Annotated in this window: 20 protein-coding genes and 1 pseudogene; 9 read left to right on the forward strand and 12 right to left on the reverse strand. The window is 71.0% G+C overall.

Features of this window, described 5'->3' with window-relative positions:
* Together AC5P1B_RS22640 and AC5P1B_RS22645 are read right to left on the reverse strand one after the other, a co-directional pair.
* A pseudogene (locus tag AC5P1B_RS22640) lies at positions 1-1103 on the reverse strand (Fe-S oxidoreductase); the annotation flags it as partial.
* A gap of 205 nt (positions 1104-1308) precedes the next feature.
* Positions 1309-2418 carry a LuxR C-terminal-related transcriptional regulator gene (locus AC5P1B_RS22645; protein WP_493889216.1) on the reverse strand — a complete coding sequence of 370 codons (1110 nt, stop codon included), beginning with the start codon at positions 2416-2418 and terminating at the stop codon, positions 1309-1311.
* 497 nt (positions 2419-2915) lie between these two features.
* On the opposite strand from AC5P1B_RS22645, the gene AC5P1B_RS22650 reads away from it, so the two are divergent.
* Entirely contained in the window at positions 2916-3509 is a 594-nt protein-coding gene (locus tag AC5P1B_RS22650) for an RNA polymerase sigma factor (protein ID WP_493889218.1), read from the forward strand.
* 63 nt (positions 3510-3572) lie between these two features.
* On the opposite strand, the gene AC5P1B_RS22655 is transcribed toward AC5P1B_RS22650, so the two are convergent.
* The 9 genes from AC5P1B_RS22655 to AC5P1B_RS22695 all read right to left on the reverse strand — a co-directional run bounded on the left by AC5P1B_RS22655 (position 3573) and on the right by AC5P1B_RS22695 (position 14864).
* Positions 3573-4280: a 4'-phosphopantetheinyl transferase superfamily protein gene (locus AC5P1B_RS22655; protein ID WP_493889219.1), complete on the reverse strand. Its 708-nt coding sequence runs from the start codon at positions 4278-4280 to the stop codon at positions 3573-3575.
* The gene (locus tag AC5P1B_RS22660; RefSeq protein ID WP_493889220.1) at positions 4250-5398 is read right to left on the reverse strand and encodes a class-II aminoacyl-tRNA synthetase family protein; all 1149 of its coding nucleotides are present in this window, start codon (positions 5396-5398) and stop codon (positions 4250-4252) included. Before AC5P1B_RS22660 ends, AC5P1B_RS22655 begins: the two co-directional genes overlap by 31 nt.
* Positions 5399-5507: 109 nt before the next feature.
* Positions 5508-7781: an anthranilate synthase component I gene (locus AC5P1B_RS22665; protein WP_493889221.1), complete on the reverse strand. Its 2274-nt coding sequence runs from the start codon at positions 7779-7781 to the stop codon at positions 5508-5510.
* Entirely contained in the window at positions 7778-9379 is a 1602-nt protein-coding gene (locus AC5P1B_RS22670) for an AMP-binding protein (RefSeq protein ID WP_493889223.1), read from the reverse strand. The genes AC5P1B_RS22665 and AC5P1B_RS22670 overlap by 4 nt, the downstream gene beginning before the upstream one ends.
* Before the next feature lie 218 nt (positions 9380-9597).
* On the reverse strand, positions 9598-10770 hold the full coding sequence (locus tag AC5P1B_RS22675; RefSeq protein WP_493889224.1) for an SDR family oxidoreductase: 1173 nt from the start codon (positions 10768-10770) through the stop codon (positions 9598-9600).
* Positions 10767-12014, reverse strand: coding sequence for an alpha/beta fold hydrolase (locus AC5P1B_RS22680; RefSeq protein WP_493889225.1), 1248 nt, complete (start codon positions 12012-12014; stop codon positions 10767-10769). The genes AC5P1B_RS22675 and AC5P1B_RS22680 overlap by 4 nt, the downstream gene beginning before the upstream one ends.
* Positions 12015-12061: 47 nt before the next feature.
* Entirely contained in the window at positions 12062-13558 is a 1497-nt protein-coding gene (locus AC5P1B_RS22685) for a class I adenylate-forming enzyme family protein (protein WP_493889226.1), read from the reverse strand.
* Positions 13558-13806 carry an acyl carrier protein gene (locus AC5P1B_RS22690; RefSeq protein ID WP_493889227.1) on the reverse strand — a complete coding sequence of 83 codons (249 nt, stop codon included), beginning with the start codon at positions 13804-13806 and terminating at the stop codon, positions 13558-13560. Before AC5P1B_RS22690 ends, AC5P1B_RS22685 begins: the two co-directional genes overlap by 1 nt.
* Positions 13803-14864 (reverse strand): hypothetical protein, encoded by a 1062-nt coding sequence (locus AC5P1B_RS22695; RefSeq protein ID WP_493889228.1) that lies wholly within the window; start codon positions 14862-14864, stop codon positions 13803-13805. The genes AC5P1B_RS22690 and AC5P1B_RS22695 overlap by 4 nt, the downstream gene beginning before the upstream one ends.
* 413 nt (positions 14865-15277) lie before the next feature.
* Between AC5P1B_RS22695 and paaA the strand changes: the two genes are divergently transcribed.
* Genes paaA through AC5P1B_RS22720 form a run of 5 tightly spaced genes read left to right on the forward strand, consistent with a single transcriptional unit; the run spans position 15278 to position 19008 of the window.
* The gene (gene paaA, locus AC5P1B_RS22700; RefSeq protein WP_493889229.1) at positions 15278-16288 is read left to right on the forward strand and encodes a 1,2-phenylacetyl-CoA epoxidase subunit PaaA; all 1011 of its coding nucleotides are present in this window, start codon (positions 15278-15280) and stop codon (positions 16286-16288) included.
* Positions 16285-16587: a 1,2-phenylacetyl-CoA epoxidase subunit PaaB gene (gene paaB, locus AC5P1B_RS22705; protein ID WP_493889230.1), complete on the forward strand. Its 303-nt coding sequence runs from the start codon at positions 16285-16287 to the stop codon at positions 16585-16587. The genes paaA and paaB overlap by 4 nt, the downstream gene beginning before the upstream one ends.
* Positions 16577-17359, forward strand: a complete 783-nt coding sequence (gene paaC, locus AC5P1B_RS22710) for a 1,2-phenylacetyl-CoA epoxidase subunit PaaC (RefSeq protein WP_493889232.1) — start codon at positions 16577-16579, stop codon at positions 17357-17359. The genes paaB and paaC overlap by 11 nt, the downstream gene beginning before the upstream one ends.
* On the forward strand, positions 17356-17853 hold the full coding sequence (gene paaD / locus AC5P1B_RS22715) for a 1,2-phenylacetyl-CoA epoxidase subunit PaaD (protein ID WP_493889234.1): 498 nt from the start codon (positions 17356-17358) through the stop codon (positions 17851-17853). The genes paaC and paaD overlap by 4 nt, the downstream gene beginning before the upstream one ends.
* Before the next feature lie 9 nt (positions 17854-17862).
* Positions 17863-19008 carry a 2Fe-2S iron-sulfur cluster-binding protein gene (locus AC5P1B_RS22720; RefSeq protein ID WP_493889236.1) on the forward strand — a complete coding sequence of 382 codons (1146 nt, stop codon included), beginning with the start codon at positions 17863-17865 and terminating at the stop codon, positions 19006-19008.
* Positions 19009-19310: 302 nt separating this feature from the next.
* Here AC5P1B_RS22720 and AC5P1B_RS22725 read toward each other — a convergent pair whose 3' ends face one another.
* Positions 19311-19841 (reverse strand): DinB family protein, encoded by a 531-nt coding sequence (locus AC5P1B_RS22725; RefSeq protein WP_493889238.1) that lies wholly within the window; start codon positions 19839-19841, stop codon positions 19311-19313.
* A gap of 490 nt (positions 19842-20331) precedes the next feature.
* Between AC5P1B_RS22725 and AC5P1B_RS22730 the strand changes: the two genes are divergently transcribed.
* From AC5P1B_RS22730 to AC5P1B_RS22740, 3 genes are all read left to right on the forward strand, one after another.
* A complete protein-coding gene (locus AC5P1B_RS22730) occupies positions 20332-22608 on the forward strand; it encodes a M4 family metallopeptidase (RefSeq protein ID WP_493889240.1) in 2277 nt (758 codons plus the stop codon).
* Between the two features lie 304 nt (positions 22609-22912).
* Positions 22913-24559: a M4 family metallopeptidase gene (locus AC5P1B_RS22735; protein ID WP_493889242.1), complete on the forward strand. Its 1647-nt coding sequence runs from the start codon at positions 22913-22915 to the stop codon at positions 24557-24559.
* Between the two features lie 105 nt (positions 24560-24664).
* A complete protein-coding gene (locus AC5P1B_RS22740; protein ID WP_493889244.1) occupies positions 24665-26278 on the forward strand; it encodes a M4 family metallopeptidase in 1614 nt (537 codons plus the stop codon).
* Positions 26279-26397 lie beyond the last annotated feature (119 nt).

A 26397-nucleotide genomic window follows, 5' to 3' on the forward strand; every position in this document is an offset into this window, starting at 1 on the left:
GCCTCGGCCAGCGCCGACGCGGGCACCCCCGCCAGCTGCTCCGGTGTCGCCTTCTCGTTGCCCTCCTCATCCTTGCCACCCCCGGCGAGCAAGTACGGCGCCTTGGCGAAGGCATGCTCCCGCAGGGCCATGATGAGGAGCTTGGGAGACAGCGGCTTGCCGGTGTTCCACGCCGGGCACTGCGACTGGCAGCGCCCGCACTCCGTACACGTGGCGAAGTCCAGCAGGCCCTTCCACGAGAAGTGCTCGACCTGGGAGACACCGAACTGGTCGTCCTCACCCGGGTCCTCGAAGTCGATCGGCTTGCCCCCGCTCACCATCGGCTGGAGCGCGCCGAGCGCCACATCACCGCTGGCCTCCCGCTTGAACCAGATGTTGGGGAAGCCGAGGAAGCGGTGCCAGGCGACACCCATCGACGGGTTGAGGCCGATGGTGACCGCCCACGCCAGCGAGATGGTCACCTTCAGCATGGCGAACAGGTAGATCAGGTTTTCCAGCGTGTGCTCGCTGAGGTCCTCGAAGGCCAGCGCCAGCGGGTAGGAGACGAGATGCCGGATGTTGTAGTCCTCCGGGTGCGACGCGCCGTCGAGCGCCCGCAGGATCAGCACCCCCATCCCGATGCCCAGGATCGTGTACTCGACGTAGAACGCCTGCCAGGCGATGGAGCCGGAGAAGCGGGACTTGCGGCCCGCCCGGGACGGCAGGTTCAGCAGCCGGACGACGATGAGCGTCGAGATGCCGAGGAACAGGAACAGACCCAGGATCTCGGTGTAGACCTCATAGACGACCCAGCTGCCCACGAAGGGCAGGGAGAAGTGCGGGTCGAACAGCTCTCCGTAGGCGGTGACCAGGGCGAGCACCAGGGTGTAGAAGCCGATGGCCACGAACCAGTGGGCGATACCGACGATGCCCCACTTGTTCATGCGGGTGTGGCCGAAGAACTCCTTCAGCAACGTGATGGTGCGCTGCCCGGGAGCGTCGGTGCGGGTGCTGTCCGGCTGGCCCAGTGTGACGTACCGGTAGATGTAGAAACCGGTACGCGTGGCCAGCACCACGCCGATCACACTGACGACCAGTGAGATCACGATGGCTGCGATCTGCATGGGCTCCTGCCCCTCTCTTGGCGTCGGTCCCGGCGATCGGGGACAAGGTGGCGGGTCGGTGGGAAGGGTGCGGAGACGCGTGCCGATCTCCCACACAGGTCAATTACTAGCAGGTAACTTACCGCAGCACGACGGGGCCTGAGGCGTGCTGTCCATCACCTCGAAGCCCTCCACCGCGTCCCGCCCGGCAGGCGTGCCGCACGCCTTATGAGGCGCAGGAGTCCGCGAAGGGGACGTTCTCGCTCGCCCGGTCCACGAGCTGGGCCTGCGGGACCACGAGCTGGGCCTGCGGTGCGGCGGAGGGGCCGCCGATGCCCGAGAGGCCGAGCTGGGCGGCCCGCACCCCGGCGGCGAACCTGCTGGCACAGCCGAGTCGTTGCATCAGATCGGCGATGTGGCGGCTGGTGGTCCGGAGGGAGATGCCGAGGTTGCGGGCGATCTTCTCGTCCTTCATGCCGTCCGCCAGCATCCGCAGGATGGCGTGCTGTTCGGGTGTCAGGTCATCGCCGCCCAGCCGCCCTGGGCCGCCGTCCGGGCCGTAGCGCGAGGACTGGCTCCACAGATGCTGGTGCGTCGCCTCCAGGAACGGCATGAGCGCCGTCCCCCTGACCACGAGGGCGCCCCGTTCGGACGCCTCCGGACAGAGCGACAGGATCGCCATGCCGGTGTCGGCGACCAGCATTCCCATCGGGAGCACCGGGGAGTGCCGGATCAGCACACCGGCCTCACTCATCCGCTGCAACTGGCCATCCGGTCCCGCCGCCACGGCATGCCGCCGCGGGTGGATCGAGCGCACCCGCACACCCCGGTCGAGCAGTCGGCCGGGCCCCCACAGGACGAACCGCAGGGCCCGCATCGAGGGGCCGGAGTCCCGGCACATCACCGATACCGTCCCGCCGGACATGTCGACCAGGTCGACGAGCGCCTGCCGGGTCTCGCTCCGGTTGGTCACGTAGCTGATCTCGATGTCCGACTCTTCGGCGGTGGCCGCGGGCATGTACACCTCGACCAGCGACTCGACGATCCGCTCCAGGCCGCGGAACTGCTCGAAGCCGCGCTCCAGCAGCTCCTGCTGGCTGCGGAGCTTGCGCAGCAGCGCCGCCTCGGGCGCCACGGGCACGACCTTGCCGCCCTCCCGGTCCATCCTGCCGACCAGGCCGAGTTCGTCCAGCGAGTCCCAGACCGCCTGGGCCTCGTCCGGGGCGAGCCCCAAATCCTTGCCCAGCAGGGCTGGGTCGGTCTCGCCGCGCGATCTCAGCTCTAAGTACACAGCCAGTTTCGACGCCTCGGACATCTGTGAACTGCCGGTCCTCACGGTGTGCGCCACCTCTCCCCCCATGCGCGCGCCAGCGCACCGCGCTGCCGTGGGAGGGATCATGGCACCCAGTGCCATCCGGAGACAGGCGGACCAGGGCCGGTGAGACACGCATCACCCTCGCGTGGCGCCACGGGCCGGCCCCCGTCCGCAGGAGGGGACCGCGCTTCTGTCGCGCAGCCTTCATATGCGCGACATCCGCCGATAACCCGGCGCGAAAAGAGACCCGTGGCGTACATCTGCCATGGCGTCTACTTGCCGGTACAAACCCCCTGGACGTATGCACCCGACAACTATCGTTGGGGCGCCGAAAGGCTCCAGGACCCTCTTATCCGGGCCGGCCCCGAGGGGTCCTCTTTCTCTCATCTTCGACGTCTGGGGGAGACGTGGATCAATTGGTACGAGGCGACGCCAAAAACAAGCGCCCGGCAGGCGGGGAACATCCTGCGGCGCCATCGCGGCACGCATGTCCGGAACAGGATGCCCCGAATACCGGCATGGCCGGATCATACCCGCGTACGGTTCCGGAATACCATTCGGAATACCAAGGGGAAAACGCCGCCGATCACCTTCCCGACACCACCCTTCTGGTCCTCAGGGCGCGAGCTGGAAACCGCAGGGCGCTCAACGACCTGCTGGTGGAAATCACGCCGTACGTACGCCGGTTGTGCATGTCCGTCAATCGCGAGCACTGCGCCGACGCGACGCAGGAGGCGCTGCTGGCCGTCTTCCGGGGGATTCACGGGCTGCGGGAACCCGCCGCGTTCTACGGCTGGGTGCAGGCGGTCGCCCGGCGGGAGGCGATACGTGTCTCCATGCGGACCCGGCGGGCACCGGCGGTGGAGGAGATGGAGCACGCCGAACTCGTCGAGATCCCGGAGCGGCACGATCCGCTGCTGTCCGTCGACATCTCCGACACCCTCAACCGGCTGCCCGACCACCACCGCGAGGTGCTGACCCTGCGCGCGGTCTACGGGCTTGAGGAGCAGGACGCCGCCAAGCTGCTGTCGCTGCCGGTCGGCACGGTCCGGTCGCGGCTCTTCCGTGCCCGGCGGAGTTTCCAGCACGCGTGGAACCAGCGCCCGGCCTGACGCCCGGCCCGACACCGCGCGTCCGCCGGGGCGTTCGCTCCGGTGCGCCTGCCCGTGACGGCCTCACGGGCAGGCGCACCAGCTCAGCACGCCGGTCCCGGCCGTGCGGACCTCGACCGCGAGCTCCGGTCCCGGCTGCCGCCGGTGCCAGGCGCGAAAGCCTTCCGCGGTGCGCCGCACGGCGACACCCAGCAGCGTCGTCGGAGCGCCGCCCGGCGGCAGCAGCGCGGTGAACGCCTTGAAGGCCGCCTCCTTCGCGGAGAAGGCGGCGAGCAGCAGCCGCTCGGCGGCCTGCTCATCGGCGGCATCCGCCAGCCAGGACAGCTCGCCCGGGGAGAGGACGAGGTGCGCCGCCTGCCGTGGCAGCGACGTGAGTTCGAGGTCCACGCCCAGGGCGCGGTACCGGGTGCTGGGCGCCGCCACGGCGACCGCGAGACCTCCCGAGTGGCTGAGGGACCCGGCGCTGCCCACGGGCAGCCGCGGCCGCCGCCCTTCGTACCGGATCTCCCTGGCCCGGAACCCGGCACCGGCCAGCGCGCGGCGTGCCGCGCACCGCCCGGCCAGGAACTCCGCGCGGCGCGGCGGCAGCATGGCGTCCGCCAGCCGCCGCTCGACGGGGCCGGCGGGCACCGCGTCCGGCTCGCCGCTCACGGCCACGCCGAGCGCGATGCCCCGCTCGCCGAGCAGGCCGCGCAGGCCGGGCGGCAGGCTGTTCGCCGCCTGGGGCCCGGCCGGGTCCGTCAGCACCGGTCGCGCAGCAGAGCGGGCCATTCCTGCCAGTCGGCGGGCAGATAGCCGGACAGCCATTCCGCCCAGCGCTCCAGGCCGAATCCGAGGCAGACGGAGAAGGCGGGCTGCCCGCCGAAGGTGATGTCGAAGCTCTTGCCGAAGTGCTGGTTGTGGTAGTTCAACGAGGAGTTGGCGACCGCCGAGCCGTCGTGCGCCATGCGGCCGACGAGTTCGTACTTGACGTCCATCGCCGCCTGGAAGTCCGCCATTTTGGCCCGGTCGCGGGTGAAGAACGGGTCACCGGCCGGGGCGACCCGGCAGGGCAGGGCGAGTTCGGAGGCCAGCGCCAGCACCTCGTCCAGGGCCGCCTGGCGGAAGGCGCGGGCGGCGGGCCGGTCGCCGATGAAGACGATCTCCCGCATGCTGAACGACCACAGCCGGGTCGTCGAGGGGTCCGAGTCGCCCTCGTAGCGGCTGCACCGGCCGGTCGCCGTCACCGTCCGGGGCTCGGTCAGCGCGGCGCCGCCGAAGCGTTCGAACAGGCTGAGGCAGACCGCGGGGGCGAGCACGACAGGGGCCGTCTCCAGCTCCACGGCACGCGTCGGCAGATCCGGTGCGTCGGCGAACCGGTCCAGCGCGTCCAGGTCGGCGCGGACCACGGACGTGGCGGTGATGTGCTGCGGGAAGTTGTGGGTGTAGTCGGCCTTCTCCAGCGTGGACCACGGCACCAGCGCGGGGACGGTGTACTCGTCGGCGCCGAGCCGCACGGCGATCTCGCCGAAGACCCGGTCCAGGGCGCGGATCAGCCGCGCCTCCCGGGGACCCCGTACGAACAGCCCGGGGCCGATCCGGCCATCCTCGTCGCGTGCGCCGCTCGGCGGCACCGGCAGGTCCCACTGGTCGAGCTTGGTGCGGTCGCGGCGCTTGACCGAGCCGCCGAAGCGCTGGAACGCCTGGCCGATCAGCCGCTCGACGCGGTCGGCCGTGGCGTCGTCGCTCGCGGTGAAACCGATGCGCGGGACGTCCCCGGGGTGGATGTCGTGGGTGTCCGCCTCGGTGAGGCAGTAGCGGAGCATCGCGACGAACTCGCGCCGGTCGTCGGGGTCCAGGGCCCCGGGCGCCGTCCACTCGCGGGTGACGCCAACAGCGGTTCCGGCCATGATCGGGTGGCCCTCTCTGTGGTGGTGAAAGGCGGGGTGGTGAGTGGCGGGGTGGTGCGGGACAGGCGGTGTCTACGCGCTACGCGGCAGGCGGCACGCGGCACGCGGTCTACGCCGCGGCGGGTCCGGCCTTCCCGGCGAGCCGGGACATCACGTTGGTGATCATCCGCAGGCCGTGGTCGCCGGACTGCGTCATCAGCGACTCCGGGTGGAACTGGACGGCCGCCCACGGCAGGGTGCGGTGTTCGACGGCCATCACCACCCCGTCGTCGGTGCGCGCCGTGACCCGCAGCGCGTCCGGCAGGGTCTCCGGGTCGGCGTACAGCGAGTGGTAGCGGCCCGCGGTGATCCGCTCCGGGAGCCCGGCGAGCACCGCGCCGCCGCCGTCCACGAGCGAGACCGCCGACGGCTTGCCGTGCCAGGGGTGGTCAAGCAGCCGCAACCCGCCGCCGAGGTGTTCCACGATGGCCTGCAGCCCGAGGCAGATCCCGAAGACCGCGATGCCCCGGTCCGCGGCCATCCGCAGGGTGCGGGAGGTGTCGAAGTCCGCCGGTCGGCCCGGCCCCGGCGAGAGCACCATCAGATCGGGCCGCACGGTGTCGACCAGGTCCTCGCCGAAGCCGCTGCGGTAGGTGGACACCCGCGCCCCGGCCTGCCGGAAGTACGAGGCCAGCGTCTGGGTGAAGGAGTCCTGGTGGTCCACCAGGAGCACCCGGGGACCACCGGCTCCCGGCACCGGCTCGGGAACGGGCCGCACGGCGGCGGGGCGCCGCGAGGTGGCGGCCGGGTCCGGCGCGGCGCCCGGTCCCTCGGTGCGCGCGAGGCCGTCGAGCAGGGCCAGCGCCTTCAGTTCGGTCTCGCGCTCCTCGTCCTCGGGCACCGAGTCGTAGAGCAGCGTGGCGCCTGTCCGTACGGTGGCGCGGCCGCCCGACAGGTGCACGGTGCGCAACGTGAGGCCGGTGTCCATCGTCCCGTCGAAGCCGACCCTGCCGACCGCGCCGCCGTACCAGCGGCGCGGCGAGCGCTCGTTGGCCTCGATGAAGGCGATCGCGGCGTGCTTGGGCGCGCCGGTGACGGTGACCGCCCACATGTGGGCCAGCAGCGCGTCCCAGGCGTCGCAGCGCGGATGGAGGACGCCTTCGACGTGGTCGACGGTGTGGATCAGCGTGGAGTACATCTCCAGCTGGCGGCGGCCGATGACGCGCACCGTTCCGGGCACGCACACCCGGGACTTGTCGTTGCGGTCCACGTCGGTGCACATGGTCAGCTCGGACTCCTCCTTCTCCGAGCCGAGCAGCTCCTTGATGCGCTCCGCGTCCTCCAGCGGGTCCCTGCCGCGCGCGGCGGTGCCGCTGATCGGCGAGGACTCCACCCGCCACCGGACGCCGTCGTCCTCCTCCTGGGGGCTGACGCGGACGAACATCTCCGGTGACGTGCCGACCAGGTACTCGCCCTCGCCGAGGTTGATGAGCATCTGGTACGGGGCGGGGTTGCGCTCGCTGAGCGTGCGGAACAGCCGGGACGGCCTGGACTGGAACGCCCGGGTGAAGGTGCGGCTGGGCACCGCCTCGAACAGTTCGCCCGCCCGGAAGCGTTCCCGCGCGGAGCGCACCAGAGCGGCGTACTCGCCCGGCGCGTGGTCGCCTTCCCCGCTGTCGGGGGCGGTCGGCGGGCTCGGGACCGGCGGTGTGTGGCGGACCAGGCCGCGGGTGCTGCGCCCGTCCACCTCGAAGTCGTAGAAGTGCCGGTAGGCCGTGCCCTCGACGGGGTCGACGACGGTGATGGCGTCCGGCAGGTGGAGGACGAGGGTGCGCTCCCGCGGGTCCCTCGGCTGCGTGAGAGGCACCGGGTCGAAGGCCATCACCAGGTCGTAGCCGAAGGCCCCGTACAGGCCGAGGCGGGAATCGGGCGGCCCGGCGAAGCAGTTGGTGACGGCCCGCAGGAAGCCGAACACGCTGTGCCGCCGCGTCCGGTCCTCCTCGCTCAGCCGGTCCTCTGCGGGGTCGCTGACGACGAGCCCGGTGATGCCGGGCTCCCCGCCGTCGGTGAGGTCGGCCACCTCGGTCAGGGTCTTGTCCGCCGCGCGCCTGAGCGCGGGCAGCAGCATCTGGCCGCGCTCGTTCAGCGCCCGCACCTCGACCCGCTCCAGGCCGCGCAGCACGATCTCCACCGGCGGGTCGACGTAGCCGGTGCAACCGCGCCGGTACCGCCCCAACTGCTCGTAGTCCGAGGCCAGCAGCGCGCCCCTGCGGTGGTCGAGCGCGTCTGCCAGCTGCCGGGCCGCGGTGCGCGGGTCGAGCGGGAAGCGGTGCCACTCCACCACAACGCCGCCCTCGGTGACCCACTCCCCCGGTGGCAGGAGGCGGTCCTCACGTGTGCTCATGCGCGGGGGCTCACCCCGTCCACGGTCGGGATGGAGCCGTCCTGGAGCCCGGCGGCGAGCGCGTTGCGCTTCACCTTCCAGGTCGCCGTGTGCGGCATGTCCGCCCAGCGCACGTGCAGGGGCGCGGCCAGCGGCGGCAGCCCGGCGGTCGCCTTCGCCCAGGCGTCCCGGTCGAAGGGCGCGTCGCGGCGGGTGCAGACCACCGGCTGAATCCCGTCGGGGAGCGGCACGAAGACCGCTTCGGTGAGCGCCGGGATCTGGTCGAGGATGGTGTCCTCGGCCGCCAGCAGGCTGCCCATGCCTGGCACCTGGTCGAACTCCCGGTCCAGCAGGTGGATGCAGCCCCACCGGGAGCGGTAGCCGATGTCCTGGAGGTTCCACCAGGCGCCGTCGCGGCGCTCGTCGTAGAGGTCCTGCTGGCCGACGTAGGTGACGCCGAGGCCGGTGGACGTCGCCTCGATGAAGCCGTTGCGGGTGCCGTCGTCCTTGCCGGGGCGGGGCGCGATGCGGGCCTTGGTCATGCCGGGGAAGGTGTGGCCGACGCACCGGCCGTCGGCCCGCCGGACGGAGCGGCGGGTGTACGGGCGCATGGTGACGGGGCCGGTCTCGGTCTGCCCGTACGACTGGAGGAACAGCGGCGCCCGGCGCTTGGAGGAGTCGAGCAGCACCCGGATGGTGCGCGGGTGGATGGCGTCGAACGTGCTCATGAAGATGCGTACGTTGGCGAACGGCTGGCTCGGGTGGTCGGCCAGCTCCTCCCAGTGCGTGTACATGTTGGGGTGCGCCTCGACGCCGCCCGGGCGGCATTCGGTGAACATCTCGCGCACGTTGTCCACGCCCGCGTCGGTCAGCGCGGCGATGCCGATACCGAGCTCCATCGCGGTCGCCAGGGCCGCGTAGGTGCGGGCGTGCACGAAGGAGATGCACATGGCGTACGTCTCCTTGTAGCGCAGCAGACGGGCCAGCTTGGCCTGCATGTTGATGGGCAGCTGGGTGCCGCGGCGGGCGGCGGCCACCAGTTTGGGGACGCCGGTGGTGCCCGAGGTGTGGGTGATCAGCGCCGGGTCGTCACCGGGGATGTCGTGGTAGCCGGGCCGCTGGGATGTCGGCGCGTCGTCCAGGGAGGGGAGCCCGGCGGCCGCTCCGTGGGTCAGCAGCACGGAGGGGACGAGGGCGCGCAGCCGGTCGCCCTCGGGGCCCGCCTCGGCGAACCGGGCGGGGTCGGTGACGAAGTGGGCGGGCTTCAGCCGCTCCATCATCACCGTGACCGTCTCCCAGTCCAGGAACGGCGCCAGCATGGCGGGCACGGCGCCGATCCGCGCGACGGCGCACGCGAGGAAGAGGATGTCGGCGTTGTGGCTCTTGTGGACGCCGACGACGTCACCCGGCCGCACTCCGGACGCGTACAGCCGGGCGGCGAGGTCCTCGACCATGTCGCCGACGTCGGCGTACGTGGGGCGGGTGCCGAGGCCGGGAGCGACGTCGAACGGCTTGTCCAGGTAGAACAGCGAGTCGGGGTGGCGCAGCGCGGCCTGCTGGGTGATGAGTCCCAGCGAGAACAGCTTTCCGGGTCTGGGCAGATCAGTGGGCACCGGCACCGGTGGATCTCCTCTCACGTTGTGGTCCGTCCGGGATGGGGCCGACGGCGTCCCGCCGGGGCGGGGACGGCGCGTCGGGGCGGGGGCGAGGCGTCGCTGTCGGCGGGGCGGCGGGGCGGCCGTCGCGTACGGCGGGGCCCCCGGGGCGCGCGCCGTACCGGCCGGGGTGGCGTGCGCGCCCTGGGCCGGGGTCACGGCCCAGGGCGCTCCCCCGGCCGCTAGCCGGCCTGTCGCGCCGCTTCGGGCGCCCGGTAGGCGAACTCGGCGCGGCGCGGCTTCAGCGTCCCGCCGTCGTTCTGGATGCGGTCCAGGTACCAGCGCACGACGTCCCGTACTGTCTCGCGGTCCATGGCGAAGCCCGTGGTGTGGGTGCCTTCGACGGAGGCGGTGTTGGGCTGTTCGAAGTGCTTACCGTTGATCATGTACGAGGCGTAGAACTGGATGCCGTCGTCGAGCTTCTTGTCGACGGCGGTCAGCATGCCCTGGCTGGAGACGAACTGCGGCTTGCGCAGCCCGGCGAGCGCGAAGACCTCCTCGATGACGCTGCCGGTGGTCGGCGAGGTCGCGTTGTTGAGGTGGTAGATCTTCGCGAGGTCGCCGCCGGTGCCGATGGTGACGGCGTTGGAGGCGACGTGGTCGACGGGCACCAGGTCGCACTCGATGCCCGGGTCGGCGATGATCGGCACCCGGCGGTGCTGGAGCAGGTTGCCCAGCTCCGTCTGGACGGCGTCGCGGAAGCGGAGCACGGAGGAGACGAACCCGTACAGGCCGGTGAAGCTGGTCGCCGCGTAGGTGGCGCTGTGCCCGATGACGATGGAGGGCCGCAGGATGCGCCAGTCGAGACCGGAGTCCACGACCATGCGCTCGCCGAGCGTCTTGGTCGACTCGTAGACGTTGTTGGCCCAGGTGGTGTCCTCGGGCAGGGTCTCCGTCATCAGCCCGGTGCGGCGCCCGGCCACGTAGGCGGTGCTGACGTGGTTGAACACCGGCCGGCCCAGCGCGCGGGCGAGTGCCACGACGCTCTCCGTGCCCAGCACGTTCATCTGGGTGATCTCTTCGGCGTGCCGGTCCTCGTACTTCAGGGAGGCCGCCACGTGCCAGACCGTGCCGACCTCGCCGACGCGCTCGGCGAGGCTCGCGACGTCCAGCTCGGTGATGTCCCCGGCCACCGCGCGGCTGCGCTCAAGGACCGCCGGGAGCAGGCCGTGCAGGTCGTAGACCTCCGCCGCGTGGCCGAGCGCGCTGTGCAGCCGCTGCGTCGCCGCCGCGTCGTCCGCGCCGCGCACGAGGCACACGAGGTCGCCCTCGGTGCGGGCGAGGAGTTCCAGGGCTATGGCGCCGCCGACGAAGCCGGTCGCGCCGGTGACGAAGTGGGTGGGGTGGGTAGTCACTGCTGAGCCGCCATTCCGGAGAGGGCCGGGGTGTCGTAGTGGGTGCGCAGGTGGTCCGCGATCGTGGTGAGGCTGTCGAAGACCTCGGTGGGCACGTCCATGTCCCACTCGACGCCGAAGCTCTCCTCGATCGTGCCGAGGAGCTGGGTGAACGCCCAGGACTCCAGGCCGATGGAGGCCAGCGGCATGTCCGCGAGGCCGGTCGCGGGGAGGTCGGTGCGGTCGGCGACGACACCGCGCAGCAGCTCGCACAGCCGGTCCAGCACGGCGTCCGCGTCCGCGCCCGCGGCACCGGCCGACGCCGCGCCGCCCGCCGCCACGGCCCCCGTGGTCGCCGCGCCGTCACCGGGGGCGGCCTGGGTGAGCGTGACGGGCGTCGCCGCCGTGCCGGTGGTACGCGCGTCGAGCTGGTCCAGGAACTCCTGGATCGCACGCTGGAAGGAGACCCCGTCCTCCATGTACGGCAGGTGCCCGACGTTGCGCAGCCACACGGTGGTGACGTCGTCGATGAGCTTCTCGGCCTCGGCGGCGTTCTCCTCGTCCCACAGGGTGTCCTGGTCGCCCAGGAGCAGCATGGTGGGCTTGGGGATCTTCGCGAGCTGGTCGGCGCCGTCGACCGCCTGGAGGGCGGAGCGGAGGTTGGCCAGCATCGGCTCGGCTGGGTGGACGCTGGTGAACGCCTCCCGCAGTCCGAGGTATCCGGCCGCGCCCATCTCGCTCATGGCCCGCTCGCTGAACACCACGGAGTACAGGTGGTCCCAGAGCGCGTTGGTGCCGCCGTTGGCGAGGGAGTTGATGCACGCCCGCTCCGTGGCCCTGCGCTGGAGGCCGTCCGACGGCGTGCACGAAGGTCCGGTGAGCACCAGCCCTTCGACGCGCTCCGGGTATCTGACGGCGAAGTCCCGGCAGATGAAGGACGACGTGGACGTGCCCACCAGGTGGGTGCGCTCGATGCCGAGGCCGTCGAGCAGCGCGAGCAGGTCCGAGACGTGGTCTTCCCAGTTCAGGTCCGCCTTGAGCGAGGACGCTCCCTGGTTGCGCAGGTCGTAGGTGAGGACCCGGTTCTTCTTGGCGAGCTGGTCGGTGTAGTTCCGCCAGATCGGCGCGATGATGAAGAAGTTGTTGACCAGCGTGATGTGCGGTCCTTCGTCACCGTGCAGTTCGTAGTACAGCTCGATGTCGTCCGATACCTGGAGCGTTGTCTCCGAGGTGTAGCGGATATCGAGTGCGAGCGGCCTTTCCATCTTCGTCCTTCCGGAGTGGTGCGGCGGCACGGATATGGCTGAATGCCTCAGGGCCGCAGAAGTTTTTTGAGGATCTTCCCGGCGGGATTCCTCGGCACCTCGTCGATGAATTCGATACGGCGCGGGCGCTTGTACGGCGCGAGAGCGGAATTCAGGTAACGCAGGAGTTCGCCCCGGTCCGCACCGGCTTCGCCGGTCACGACAAAGGCGAGTGGCACCTCGCCGTAATCGGCGTCCGGAATGCCGACGACGGCCGCGTCCCTGACGGCGGGGTGAGCGCGCAACGCCCGCTCGATCTCCGCCGGATAGACGTTCTGCCCGGCCCTGATGATGAGGTCTTTTCTGCGGTCCACGAGGTGGATACGGCCGTCCTCGTCGAGGAAGCCGAGATCCCCGGTGCGGGTCCAGCCGTCGACCGTGATCTCCTCGGTCGCCGCGTCGTCGTCCCAGTAGCCGCGCATGACACCGGGTCCGCGTACGCAGATCTCACCGATCGCGCCGGGCTCCGCCTCCGTGGCCTCGGCGGTCAGCACCCGGACCGACATGCCGGGGATGACGCGCCCGGCGGGCAGGACGAGCGGTTCGCCGTCCGGGCCTTGAAGGGCCGTGTGCTCGGCGGGACCGAGCGTCACGAAGGGGCCGCCGACCTCGGTCATGCCGTAGACCTGCCGGAAGCCGCAGCCGAGCCGCTTCTCGGCCTCCGCGTACAGCTCGGGCGGCATGGGGGCCGCGCCGTAGAGGACTTCCCGCAGGCTGGACAGGTCGGCTGAGGCGAACGACTTGCCCGCGAGCAGGAAGCGGAGCATCTGGGGGACGAGCCAGACGTGGGTGGCCTGGTGGGTCTCGATGGCCGACAGCGCGGTCTGCGGCTTGAAGCCGGGGATCAGCACCACGGTCGCGCCCGCGGCCAGGTAGGTCAGCGAGACGACGACGCTGCCGTGGTACAGCGGGCAGCAGTTGACCAGCACGATGTTGTCGGGGGCGTCGGGCGCCGCCGAGACGGCGAGCCAGCCCAGCGCGATGGCCCGGAACGAGCCGTGGTCGACGGTGACGCCCTTGGCCTGGCCGGTGGTGGCCGAGGTGTGCAGGATCGCGGCGAGGTCGTCGTCGGCTACGGCCGGGAGCGCGCCTGGCGCTCCCGGCGTGGCGGCGAGCCGGTCGTACTCCTCGCCGTCGAGCCTGACCCGGACGCGCACCGGCAGCCCCGGGTGCTTGTCCAGCAGCGCCGTCTCCCCGACCACGGCCACCGCCCCGGTGCGCTCGGCGACCGCGGTCACCTCGGCGGGCGTGAGGCTGTGGTTGAGCGGCACGAACAGGGCGCCGAGGCGGGCCAGCGCGAAGTACGTCTCCAGGACCTCGACCCGGTCCAGGGACAGGACCACGACCCGGTCGCCGCGCTCGATGCCCAGGCCCGCCAGGCCGTGCGCGAGGCTCACGGTGCGGTCGTGCAGCTCCGCCCAGGTGACGGAGCGGCGCTCGTCAACCAGCGCCGTACGGCTGGGAAAGCACTGCCGGTTGCGCTGGAGTATCTGGGTCAGCCACATCAGGCGCCGCCGGCCTGCGCCGCCGCCGCACGGCCCGCCACGAACCGGTCGTAGTCGGCGATGGTGGACAGCCCGTCCATGTCCTCGGCGGTGACCTCGGCGCCCGTGCGCTCCTCGATGAGCAGCACCAGGCGCACCAGGTCACCTGAGTCGATGCCGCTGTCGGAGAGGTCTGCGTCGTCGGGGATGGACTCGGCGAACTCGGGCATGCCGGTCAGTTCGACGAGCATCTCGCGGACGGAATTCATGACGTGCCTTTCGTTGCGGTGCCACTGAAGGTGTTGTCCCAGGAGCCGTCGCCCACCGGGCAGTCGTGCTCGGCCAGCGGCACTCCGGCGGCCACCGGCCAGGGCAGGAAGCGGCTGGGAACGGAACCGGCGCAGAAGTCCACGAAGCCGGACTGGCCGCGCTTGTGCCGGATGGACAGCAGCGCGAAGACCGGGTCGAGGGGCTTCCACAGCCCGTCCTCGTCCAGCACTTCCAGCCAGGAGTGCTCGGCGTCCAGCACGCCCATGAACCGCCCGCGCCGGGTCCGGGTGCGCAGCCCCGCGGCGTCGGCGCGGCGCTGCGACTCCCGTGAGCACACGGTGCAGTCCATGATTCCGACCTCGTCCACCGCCTCGCGGCTGACGCGCAGCGCGGGGTGCATCCACTGGAAGCGGAAGCGGCCGCTGGTCAGGTCGTGCAGCATCTCGTCGAAGAGCGAGCGGGCCACCGGGGAGATCAGCGCGCTGCGCCGCCCGCCGGTGGACACCCGGCCCGAGAGGTGGACGCGCGGGCTGTCCTCGACGATGAGCACGCCGTCCTCGGTGCGGGAGTCCTGAGCGCAGCCGAGCTCGTGGGTCCGGCCGCCGAAGACCTCGGGGACCGGCAGCACCACCCGCCACGTGCCGCCCGGGCAGTGCGGCTGCGAGCAGGACAGTTTCCAGTCCACGTCCCAGCCGCGCGGCGCCGTCCACGTCTCCGGTGGTGAGGACGCGTAGCGGATCATCATGCGCTGTCCGGCGAGCGGGACGCTGGTGATGGCGCCCGAGTACAGGGCGACGTTCGCCAGGTCGTAGTAGTCGAACCTGAGGCCGGGGCCCTCGCCCTCGTGCGGGATGCCCGCCTGTACCAGCCGGTCGAGCAGGGCGTCCTTGCAGCCGAGCAGGGCCAGCGCGCCCGCGCGGTCCACCGTGGGGTTCCGGTACTTCTCCGGCATCGGGATCAGGTCGCGCAGCGCGTCGAGCCATGGCTGCGCGGCTGCCTCGTCCAGGCCGGGCGGCCCGGCGGCCGGACCTCCGGCTGAGCCCAACTGAGGAGCCACGGGATCACTGTTCCTTCCGCAAGCGCTGGTCGGCTTGAGTCGAGTGGGGTGCACACGGGAGGCGGGGCACCGGCGCCGGTCCGTCCCGGCGGGACGCGGCGGAGAAGGGCCGCGCATCCAGGAAAGAGTCACCGCTGTGTCCGCACACTCCCTGCGTCCGAGAAATTTCCTCACCGGTCCCGAGGGGCCGCCCACGGGCTGGTGTCCGGCAAGAAAGCCTGGTCCCGGGGGGATTGCGGGAGGGCGGGCGCGACTCCTTCCCAGGAGACGGCGTTGTGCGCGTTCGGCGCGGCCGGGCCGCTCGGCGCGGTCCCGGCCGCGGCTGCGAGCCGCGGCAACGGCCGACGGGGGCCGTCCCCGGCCGTCGGCAGCAGACACGACCCCACTGACCGTGAGAGGCAGGTGAGCCCGGCATGACCACGTCCACGACCGAAGTGCAGGCGGGCGCCTTGGACGACTTCGAGGCGCTGCTGGCCGCTGACGAGCGCATCGAACCGCACGACCGGATGCCCGACGGGTACCGGCGCATGCTCATCCGGCAGATCGCCCAGCACGCCCACTCGGAGCTGATCGGGATGCAGCCGGAGGGCTCGTGGATCACCCGTGCCCCGTCACTGCGCCGCAAGGCGAGCCTGCTGGCCAAGGTGCAGGACGAGGCGGGGCACGCGCTGTATCTCTACTCGGCCGCCGAGACCCTCGGCGTGACCCGCGCCGAGCTGCTCGACGCGTTGCACAGCGGACAGCAGAACTACTCGGCGACGTTCAACCATCCCGCGCTGACCTGGGCGGACACCGGCGCGATCGCCTGGCTGACGGACGGCGCCGCCGTCGTCAACCAGGTGCCGCTGTGCCGCACCTCCTACGGTCCTTACGCGCGGGCGATGCTGCGCGTGTGCCAGGAGGAGGCGTTCCACGTCCGCCAGGGGTACGACGTGCTGTGGTCGCTGTGCAGGGGCACGCCGGAGCAGCGGGCGATGGCGCAGGACGCGGTCAACCGGTGGTGGCTGCCCGCTGTGGCGCTGATGTTCGGCCCGCCGGACACCCCCGCGCGTGACGGCGAGGTCTCCCGCACCACCTCCATCGGCACCTCCCTCAGCCAGCGGTCGATCGCCTGGGGCATCAAGCACCACACCAACGACGAGCTGCGGCAGCGGTTCGTCGACAACTGCGTGCCGCAGGCGGCGCAGTTGGGGCTGACGCTCCCTGACGACCAGATCCGTTGGAACGAGGAGCGCGGCCACTACGACTTCACCCCCATCGACTGGCAGCAGTTCCGGCCGCTGCTGGCCCAGGACTCGCAGTGCAGCAGACAGCGCCGCGCGCACCGGGTGGCGGCGCACGAGAACGGGGCGTGGGTGCGCGACGCGGTCGACGCGCACGCGGCACGCCGCGCGCAGGACAGGGAAAGAGAAGATGCCTCATGAACACACCGGTTGCCCCCTCCCAGGCACTGTGGGAGGTGTTCGTCAGATCCCGCCGGGGGCTGGCGCACCAGCACGTCGGGTCGGTGCGCGGCGCCGACACCGAGATGGCGCTGCTGAGCGCCAGGGACCTGTACGCCCGGCGTGGCGACCCGGTCTCGATCTGGGTCGTGCCCGCCGACTGCGTCCGCGCCTCGGCGCCGCAGGACAAGGGCGCGCTCTTCAGCAACAGCGCCGGCAAGCCCTACCGCTACCCGGACGACTACGTGGCGCTGAACGAGGCGGGAGAACATGACGGTTAGCGACGCGCGGACACCGGCCGCCACAGCCGGTGTCACCGAGTACGCGCTGCGCCTGGGCGACGACGCGCTGATCCTCAGCCACCGGCTGTCGGAGTGGATCACCAACGCGCCGACCGTCGAGGAGGACCTGGCGCTGGCCAATATCGCCCTCGACCTGCTCGGGCACGCCCGTACGCTGCTGAGTTACGCCGGGGAGACCGCGGGCGCGGGCCAGAGCGAGGACGATCTGGCGTATCTGCGGACCGAGCGCGAGTTCCGCAACGTGCTGCTCGTGGAGACCCCGAACGGCGACTTCGCCGTCACCATGGCCCGGCAGCTGTACTTCAGCCATTACTACCGGCTGCTGCTGGAGGCCCTGGAGGCGTCCACCGACCCGGTGCTCGCCGCCTTCGCCACCCGCGCGGGCAAGGAAGTCACGTACCACTGCCTGCACGCCGACCAGTGGACGGTCCGGCTGGGGGACGGCACGGCGGAGAGCCACCGCCGCATGCAGGAGGGGCTGGACCAGCTGTGGCCCTACACGGCCGAGCTGTTCGACAGCGACAGCCTCGTCACCGGGCTCGCCGACGCCGGGACCGGGATCGACCCGGCCGGGCTGCGCGACGCCTGGCTCACGGCGGTCACCTCCGTACTGACCTCCGCCACCCTGACCGTGCCTCGGGCCAGATGGCGTGCCGAGGGCGGCAGGGACGGGCTGCACACGGAGGGATTCGCACCGCTGCTGGCCCAGTTCCAGGCGCTGCGCCGACAGTACCCGGGAGGCGTCTGGTGACGGCCGTCCAGCGCACAGGACCCGAGTTGGTCAGGGCGCGCGTGCACGCGCTGCCCGACCCGGAGCTGCCGGTGATCACCCTCTTCGAGCTCGGTGTGATCAGGGACGTCGGCTTCGCCGACGACGGGGTGCTTGAGGTCGCCGTCACCCCGACGTACACCGGCTGCCCGGCCATGGAGGTCATCGTCGCCGACATCAAGGACACCCTCACCGCCTGCGGGTATCCCGACGGCCGCGTACGGCAGTTGATCTCCCCGGTGTGGACGTCGGACTGGATCAGCGCCGAGGGCCGCCGCAAGCTCGCGGAGAGCGGTATCACGCCGCCGGGCCCGGCCGGCGCCCCGCTGGAGATCCGCATCGGGACCGGCGTCGCCTGCCCGCACTGCGGCTCCACGGCCACCCGGCCGCAGGCACCGTTCGGCGCGACCCGGTGCCAGACGGTCCTCGCGTGCGCGGCCTGCCGGGAGACCTTCGCGCATATGAGAGCGACGTGACGACGCGGCATGAAGGGCAATGCACCCATGGACCTCCAGGACACCCCCGTAACCGCGCCCGCCGCCGGGTTCTCGCTGCTCCGGGTGACGTCGGTCGAGCGGCTCACCGACGACACCGTCGCCATCAGCCTGCGGGTGCCGGACTCCCTCGCCGGGACCTTCGCCTACCGCGCCGGACAGCATCTGACGGTGCGGCATCTGACCGGGGGCAGGGAGCTGCGCCGCAGCTACTCGGTGTGCCCGCCGCCCTGGCCCGCGACAGGGTCCGCGACGGGGCCCGCACTGCGCCTGGTGGTCAAGCGGCTGGGTGACGGGGGGTTCGGCGAGTACGCCCTGACCCGGCTCGCGCCGGGCGACCTTCTTGAGGCCGGGCCGCCCACCGGCGGCTTCCGGCTCGCCGAGGCGCCCGGTGCCCACCATGTGCTGGTCGGCGGCGGCAGCGGCATCAGCCCGCTGCTGAGCATGGCCGCCGCCGCGCTGCGCGACGACCCGGCGTCCCAGGTGTCGCTGCTGTACGCGAACCGCACCGCCATGTCGGCGCTGCTCACCGACGAGCTGGGCGACCTCAAGGACGCCTGGCCGGACCGGTTCACTGTGCTGCATGTGCTGACCCGGGAGAGCCGCGAGGCCAGTCTGCTCTCCGGGCGCATCGACGCCGAGCGGCTGCGGGGGCTGCTGTCCGCGGTCGGTGCCGCGCCCGACGACCGCACCTACTTCTACCTCTGCGGCCCCTGGGGGCTGGTCGAGGCGGTACGCGAGGGGCTGGCGGACTGGGGGGCCGACCCGGCACGGACACGGTACGAGCTCTTCTCCGCCGACGGCGGGCCACCCGCCCCCGGGGACGAGCCCCCGGCGGCGGACGGGCCGCCGTCGGCCGGGGCCCGGGTCGCCGCGCGGCTGGGCGGCCGGACGACGGTCGTCCACATGGAACCCGAGGAGCGCGTGATCCTCCAGGCGATGGTCCGCGCCCGGCCGGAGACCCCGTACTCGTGCCGCGACGGACTCTGCGGCACCTGCCGGGCCCGGGTGGTCGGCGGAGCGGTGCGCATGGACCGGCAGTACGCCCTGGGCGCCGACGAGGTCGCCGCCGGTTACACCCTGGCCTGCCGGGCGCAGCCCGTCTCCGGGGACGTGGAGCTGGACTTCGACGCGTAGGCCGTGTCCGGCGGATCGTGGGGGCGAGCGCGGGGGTCCCTGTCCGTGCGTCGCGGAATGCGGGTGCGTCGTGGCTGGTCGCGCAGTTCCCCGCACCCCTGAGGGGGCACCTTCCCCTTCGCTGTGCCAGGGACTGCTGCTTCCCTCTCCCTTGCGGCCCAGGGACAGGGGTTCCAGCCCGTACGTCGCCAACTGCGGGTGCGTCGTGGCTGGTCGCGCAGTTCCCCGCGCCCCTGACGGGGCACCTCCTGCGCTGTGCCAGGGACGGGCGGCTTCCCCTGGCCTTGCGGCCTGGGGTCCCGTTACTCGCCGAGGGCGCCGTCGGCCAGCTCGCGTACGACGTCGAGCTGGCCGACGTGCCGTGCGTACTCCTGGAGGAGGTGGAAGAGAATCCAGCCCAGCGTCGGCGCCTCGGCCTCCGTCGCGAACCGCCCGCCGGTGGCCGCTTTCGCCTCGGCCGGAACTCCGGCGACCACCTCGCGGGAGCGGGCGCACTGCTCCCTGAACCCGGCCAGCACCACGGCCGCCGACTCGTCGGCGGCGACATGCCAGCGGTCGTCGCGGCCGCGGTCGGCCCACACCTCGCCCTCGGTCATCCGCTCGCCGAGGAACCCCCAGCACAGCCAGCGCTTCTCGACCGCCCCCAGATGCCTGACGAGTTGCAGCGGCGTCCAGCCTGAGGGCAGTCGGCTGGAGCGCAGTTCCTCCTCGGCGAGCCCGTCGAGCTTGCGCAGCAGGGTGGCACGGTAGTAGTCGAGATAGCCGTCGAGCAGCTCACGCGGGTCGGTGATGGTGATCGGCGGCTCGTCGAGCGGAGTGGCGGGTTGCGTCATGCCGCGATCCTACGAACCGGAAGCGGCGGGCGGCAGGCGCCACGGACGGCGAACCGGCGGCCGCCCGGCAGTCACGGCCGCGACTGCCGCTCGCTGCCGCCTGGTGCTGTGTGGCGCCCGTCGTGCCCGTGGTGCCTGCTCAGCGCCCGTGCCGCGATCATGACAGTTCACCGTTATACGGACGCAGTTGTTTCTTCAACGGACGGTTTTTGGCCAACTTCCTGACGCGCCCCTGACATTCCTGTCCAGGGGGTGGGACTCTTCCCCTCGTCCGACGCACAGCACCCCCACAGCTTCCGCTGCGCGACGGTACGCACGTCCCGCGACACGCGCTCCGGCAGGCTTTCGCTGCACGCGGTCGTCGAACGTGCCCCCACCTCCCCCCACGCGTGTTCCCTAGCTCCGCTTCGCTCTGCCCCCGGGCGGCCACCCAGCCGCCCGGAAACCCCTGGGCCGCCGGTTGTCGCGGCCGCAGCAGAAGGAGTTTCGCGTGAGACGCACCCCCCATCGGCGTACCGCCACCACCGGCGCGTTCGTCGCCGTAGCGGCCATGATCGCTGTCGGCGTACAGGCCGCCAACGCCACCGCCGAGTCCGACGAGTCCGCCCCGATGTCGGCGGCGGCCAAGCCCGACCCCGGCGCCCTGCCGGTCAAGCTGTCGCCCGCCCAGCGGGCCGAGCTGATACGAGACGCCAACGCCACCAAGGCGGCGACGGCGAAGACCCTCCAGCTCGGCGCCAAGGAGAAGCTGGTCGTCAAGGACGTCTCGAAGGACGCCGACGGCACCACCCACACCCGCTACGAGCGCACCTACGCCGGGCTCCCCGTCCTCGGCGGCGATCTCGTCGTGGAGGAGACCAAGTCCGGCAAGGTCGCCGCGGTCGCCAAGGCCACGAAGCGGCAGGTGCGGGTGGCGACCACCACCCCCACCGTCCGCGCGGACACCGCCGAGCAGGCCGCCGAGCGCCTGGCGCGGGCCGACGACACCAAGAAGGCCGAGGCCAAGGCGCCGCGCAAGGTCATCTGGGCCGCGTCCGGCACGCCGGTCCTCGCCTACGAGACCGTGGTCGGCGGTGTGCAGGAGGACGGCACGCCGAACGAGCTGCACGTCATCACCGACGCCAAGACCGGCAAGAAGCTCTTCGAGTTCCAGGGCGTCAAGAACGGCACCGGGAACAGCCAGTACAGCGGCAAGGTGGACGTCGGCACCGCGGGCACCTCCGGCTCGTACAGCATGAGCGACACCACCCGCGGCAACCACAAGACGTACAACCTCAACCGCGGTACGTCCGGCCAGGGGACGCTGTTCACCGACGCCGACGACGTGTGGGGCGACGGAACACCGTCCAACATGCAGACGGCGGGTGTCGACGCGCACTACGGCGCGGCTCTCACCTGGGACTACTACAAGAACGTGCACGGCAGGTCCGGCATCAAGGGCGACGGGGTCGGCGCGTACAGCCGCGTCCACTACGGCAACAACTACGTCAACGCCTTCTGGCAGGACTCCTGCTTCTGCATGACGTACGGCGACGGCGCGAACAACGCCAAGCCGCTCACCTCGATCGACGTCGCGGCGCACGAGATGACGCACGGCGTCACCGCGGCCACCGCCAACCTCACCTACAGCGGCGAGTCCGGCGGCCTCAACGAGGCCACCTCCGACATCTTCGCCGCGGCCGTCGAGTTCGCCGCCAACAACCCGAACGACGTCGGCGACTACATGGTCGGCGAAGAGATCGACATCAACGGCAACGGCACCCCGCTGCGCTACATGGACAAGCCCTCCAAGGACGGAAAGTCCAAGGACAACTGGTACTCCGGTATCGGCGGCATCGACGTCCACTACTCGTCGGGCGTCGCCAACCACTGGTTCTACCTGGCCTCCGAGGGCAGCGGCCCCAAGGTCATCAACGGTGTCAGCTACGACAGCCCGACCTACGACAACCAGCCGGTCACCGGCATCGGCCGGGCGGCCGCCGAGAAGGTGTGGTTCAAGGCGCTGACCCAGCGCATGCAGTCCAACACCAACTACGCGGGCGCGCGTGACGCGACGCTGTGGGCGGCCGGTGAGCTGTACGGCGTCGGCAGCGCCCAGTACAACGGCGTGGCGAACGCCTGGGCGGCGGTCAACGTCGGCAGCCGGGTCTCCACCGGTGTCACGGTCACCGGTCCGGGCGACCAGACCACCGTGGTGAACACGGCCGCGAGCCTCCAGATCAAGGCGACCAGCACCAACCCGGGCGCCCTGACCTACGCGGCCAGCGGTCTGCCCGCCGGTCTGTCGATCAACTCCTCGACCGGTCTGATCTCCGGTACGCCCACCACCACCGGGACCAGCAGTGTGACGGTCACGGTGACGGACTCGGCCAGCAAGACGGGCACGACGGCCTTCAAGTGGACCGTCAACGCCTCCGACAGCGGCAACATCTTCGAGAACACCGCCGATGTGGCCATCCCGGACGCCGCGGCCGCGGTGACCTCGCCGATCACCGTGAGCCGCGCGGGCAACGCCCCCGCGACCCTCAAGGTGGACGTGGACATCGTGCACACCTACCGCGGTGACCTGGTCATCGACCTGGTCGCGCCGGACGGCACGAACTACCGCCTGAAGAACTCCAGCACCAACGACTCCGCGGACAACGTGAAGGCGACCTACACCGTCAACGCGAGCAGCGAGGCGGCGAGCGGCGTCTGGAAGCTGAAGGTGCAGGACGTGTACGCCCAGGACAAGGGCTACATCAACAGCTGGAAGCTGACCTTCTAGAACCGGCTGACCCACCGTTCCGGCCGGTCTCCGCGGCCCTGTGACCACGGAGGGTGTCCAGAAGCAGTCGAACGGATGTGAACCAGGCGCCGCCCGGGGAGAGTTCGTCCCCCCGAGCGGCGCCTTCGTCCGTTATCCGGAGAGTGTCCCCCCGACAACGAACAAATTATCGGCCAGCCGCTCAGAAATCAGTGACATGTCCGCGCCCGTATGACAGTCTGCCCACGCATATCGCACCTCTTGTGTGACCGGACGGCCCTTCCCCGCCGCCCGGTCCATCCCCCCACAGCAAGAAGGAGTTCGCGTGAGCAACACCTCCGGCATATCCCGGTCCACTCGTACGCGCCGTGCCGCGGTCGCCACGGGAGCGGCCGTCGCCGCGGCGGCGCTGCTGGCCACCGGCATGACCACCGGCTCCGCCGGTGCCGCCGACACCGCGTCGGCCGCCACCGCCGTCAAGCTCAGCGCCTCCCAGCGCGCCGAGCTGCTGCGCGACGCCGGTGCCACCAAGGCGGAGACCGCCAGGACCCTCGGCCTCGGCGCCAAGGAGAAGCTGGTCGTCAAGGACGTCATCAAGGACGCCGACGGCACCACGCACACCCGCTACGAGCGCACCTACGCCGGGCTCCCCGTCCTCGGCGGCGACCTGATCGTCCACGAGGCGAAGAGCGGCAAGGTCAAGGGCGTCACCAAGGCGACGAAGGCGACCGTCAAGGTCCCCTCGACCACGGCGAAGATCGCCCCTTCCACCGTCGCGAAGTCGGCGGTGAAGGCGGCGAAGGCCGACGACACCAAGGCGGCCAAGGCCGACAAGGCACCGCGCAAGGTCATCTGGGCCGCGTCCGGCAAGCCGGTCCTGGCCTACGAGGCGGTCATCGGCGGCGTGCAGAAGGACGGCACCCCCAACGAACTGCACGTCATCACCGACGCCGACACCGGCAAGAAGCTCTTCTCGTACCAGGGCATCGAGAACGGCAGCGGCGCCAGCCAGTACAGCGGCAAGGTCGAGCTGGGCACCAGCAAGGAAGGCAGCGGCTACGCGCTGACCGACGCGGGCCGCGGCAGCCACAAGACGCTCGACCTCAAGAACGGCCAGAGCGGCAACGGCACCGCGTTCGCCGACGACGACGACGCCTGGGGCACGGGCAAGGCCGACGACCCGCAGACGGCGGCGGTCGACGCGCACTACGGCGCCGCGACCACCTGGGACTACTACAAGTCCGTGCACGGCCGTGCGGGCATCAAGGGCGACGGCACCGGCGCCACCTCCCGCGTGCACTACGGGAAGAACTACGTCAACGCCTTCTGGGACGACAGCTGCTTCTGCATGACGTACGGCGACGGCGAGGGCAACACGCACCCGCTCACCTCGCTCGACGTCGCCGCGCACGAGATGACCCACGGTGTCACCTCGGCGACCGCCAACCTCACCTACAGCGGCGAGTCCGGTGGTCTCAACGAGGCGACCTCCGACATCTTCGCCGCGGCCGTCGAGTTCGGCGCCAAGAACGCTGAGGACGTCGGCGACTACCTCATCGGCGAGGAAATCGACATCAACGGCGACGGCAGCCCGCTGCGCTACATGGACAAGCCCTCCAAGGACGGCAAATCCCTGGACAACTGGGACAAAAAGGCCGGTGACGTCGACGTCCACTACTCGTCGGGCATCGCCAACCACTGGTTCTACCTGGCCTCCGAGGGCAGCGGCGCCAAGGAGATCAACGGCGTCAAGTACGACAGCCCGACCGCCGACGGCTCCAAGGTCGAGGGCATCGGCAGGGCCAAGGTCGAGAAGGTCTGGTACAAGGCGCTCACCACGTACATGACCTCCAACACCGACTACAAGGCCGCCAAGAAGGCGACCCTGAAGGCCGCCACCGACCTGTACGGGGCGGACAGTGCCGAGTACAAGGGCCTCGCGGCCGCCTGGGCCGGGGTAAACGTGAAGTAAAAACTTGCCATGCCCCGCAGTGCGCAGGGCACTTGGCACAACCTGACGGCCTCATCAGGGATCTTCCAGGGCGGGTCCGGATCACCATCCGGGCCCGCCCTTCACATGTCCCCGCCACAAGGAGACTCAGTGCCTGTTACTCCGCGTATATCCCGGCTCAGACGTCGTCACACCGCGGCGGCCGCCGGTGCGGCGACCGTCGCCGCCGCCCTGCTCGCCGGAGCCGTCACCTCCGGCTCCGCGGGCGCGGCGCCGCGCGACGCGCAGACCCCGGGCGCGGCAGCCACCGCCGCTTCCCTGGACCTCGGCGCCAGAGAGAAGCTGGTCGTCAAGGACGTCATCACCGACGCCGACGGCACCACGCACACCCGCTACGAGCGCACCTACGCCGGACTTCCCGTCCTCGGCGGCGACCTGATCGTCCACCGCGCGGACAGCGGGAAGATCCAGGAAGTCACCAAGGCGACCGAGGCGGACATCAAGGTCGCCGACACCACCGCCGACACCGCCCCCGCCAGCGCGCGGCGCACCGCCCTGGGCGTGGCCAAGTCCGGGGACACCCGGCAGGCCACCACCGGCGAGGCGCCCCGCAAGGTGATCTGGGCCGCCTCCGGCAAGCCCGTCCTCGCCTTCGAGACCACCGTCACCGGTGTCCAGAAGGACGGCACGCCGAGCAGGCTTCGGGTCATCACCGACGCCGACACGGGCAAGAAGCTCTACGAGCGCCAGGAGATCGAGACCGGCAGCGGCGCCAGCCAGTACAGCGGCAAGGTGCCCGTCGGCAGCGTCAAGAGCGGCAGCTCGTACCTGCTCAAGGACGCCGCCCGCGGCGGCGCCATGACGTACAACATGAAGCGCGCCGAGAGCGGCAAGGGTTCGAAGTTCACCGACGCGGACGACAAGTGGGGCAACGGCAAGCCCACCATCGCGCAGACCGCCGCCGTGGACGCCCAGTACGGCGCGGCCCAGACCTGGGACTACTACAAGAAGGTGCTGGGCCGCAACGGCATCAAGAACAACGGCAAGGCGGCCTACTCCCGGGTCCACTTCGGCGACTCGTACGTCAACGCCTTCTGGGACGACGAGTGCTTCTGCATGACGTACGGCGACGGCGAGGGCAACAAGAAGCCGCTCACGTCGATCGACATCGCCGGTCACGAGATGACCCACGGCGTCACCTCGGCCACCGCCAACCTGGAGTACAGCGGCGAGTCGGGCGGCCTGAACGAGGCCACCTCCGACATCTTCGGCACCGCCGTCGAGTTCCGCGCCAAGAACGCGAAGGACGTCGGCGACTACCTCGTCGGCGAGAAGGTCGACATCAACGGCGACGGCACTCCGCTGCGCTACATGGACAAGCCGTCCCGCGACGGCATGTCCCCGGACTACTGGAAGCGCGGCCTGGGCGACCTGGACGTGCACTACTCGTCCGGTGTGGCCAACCACTTCTTCTACCTGCTCTCCGAGGGCAGCGGCAAGAAGAAGATCAACGGTGTCCAGTACAACAGCCCGACCAAGGACAACAAGGTCGTCAAGGGCATCGGCCGGGCCAAGGCCGAGAAGATCTGGTACAAGGCGCTCACCACGTACATGACCTCCACCACCAACTACAGCAAGGCGCGCGCCGCCACGCTGAAGGCGGCGAAGAGCCTGTACGGCCAGAGCAGCAAGGAGTACAAGACGGTGGCCGCCGCCTGGACGGGCGTCAACGTCAAGTGACCCGCTGACCACGGGCATCGCTGACCACGGGCATCACTGAACACAGCAGGGACTGAGTACAGCAGTCACTGAGCGAACCGGTGACCGAGTACGCCGGACCACCGCGTACTCGGTCACCG

It is taken from the genome of Streptomyces sp. A01 (assembly GCF_059026195.1).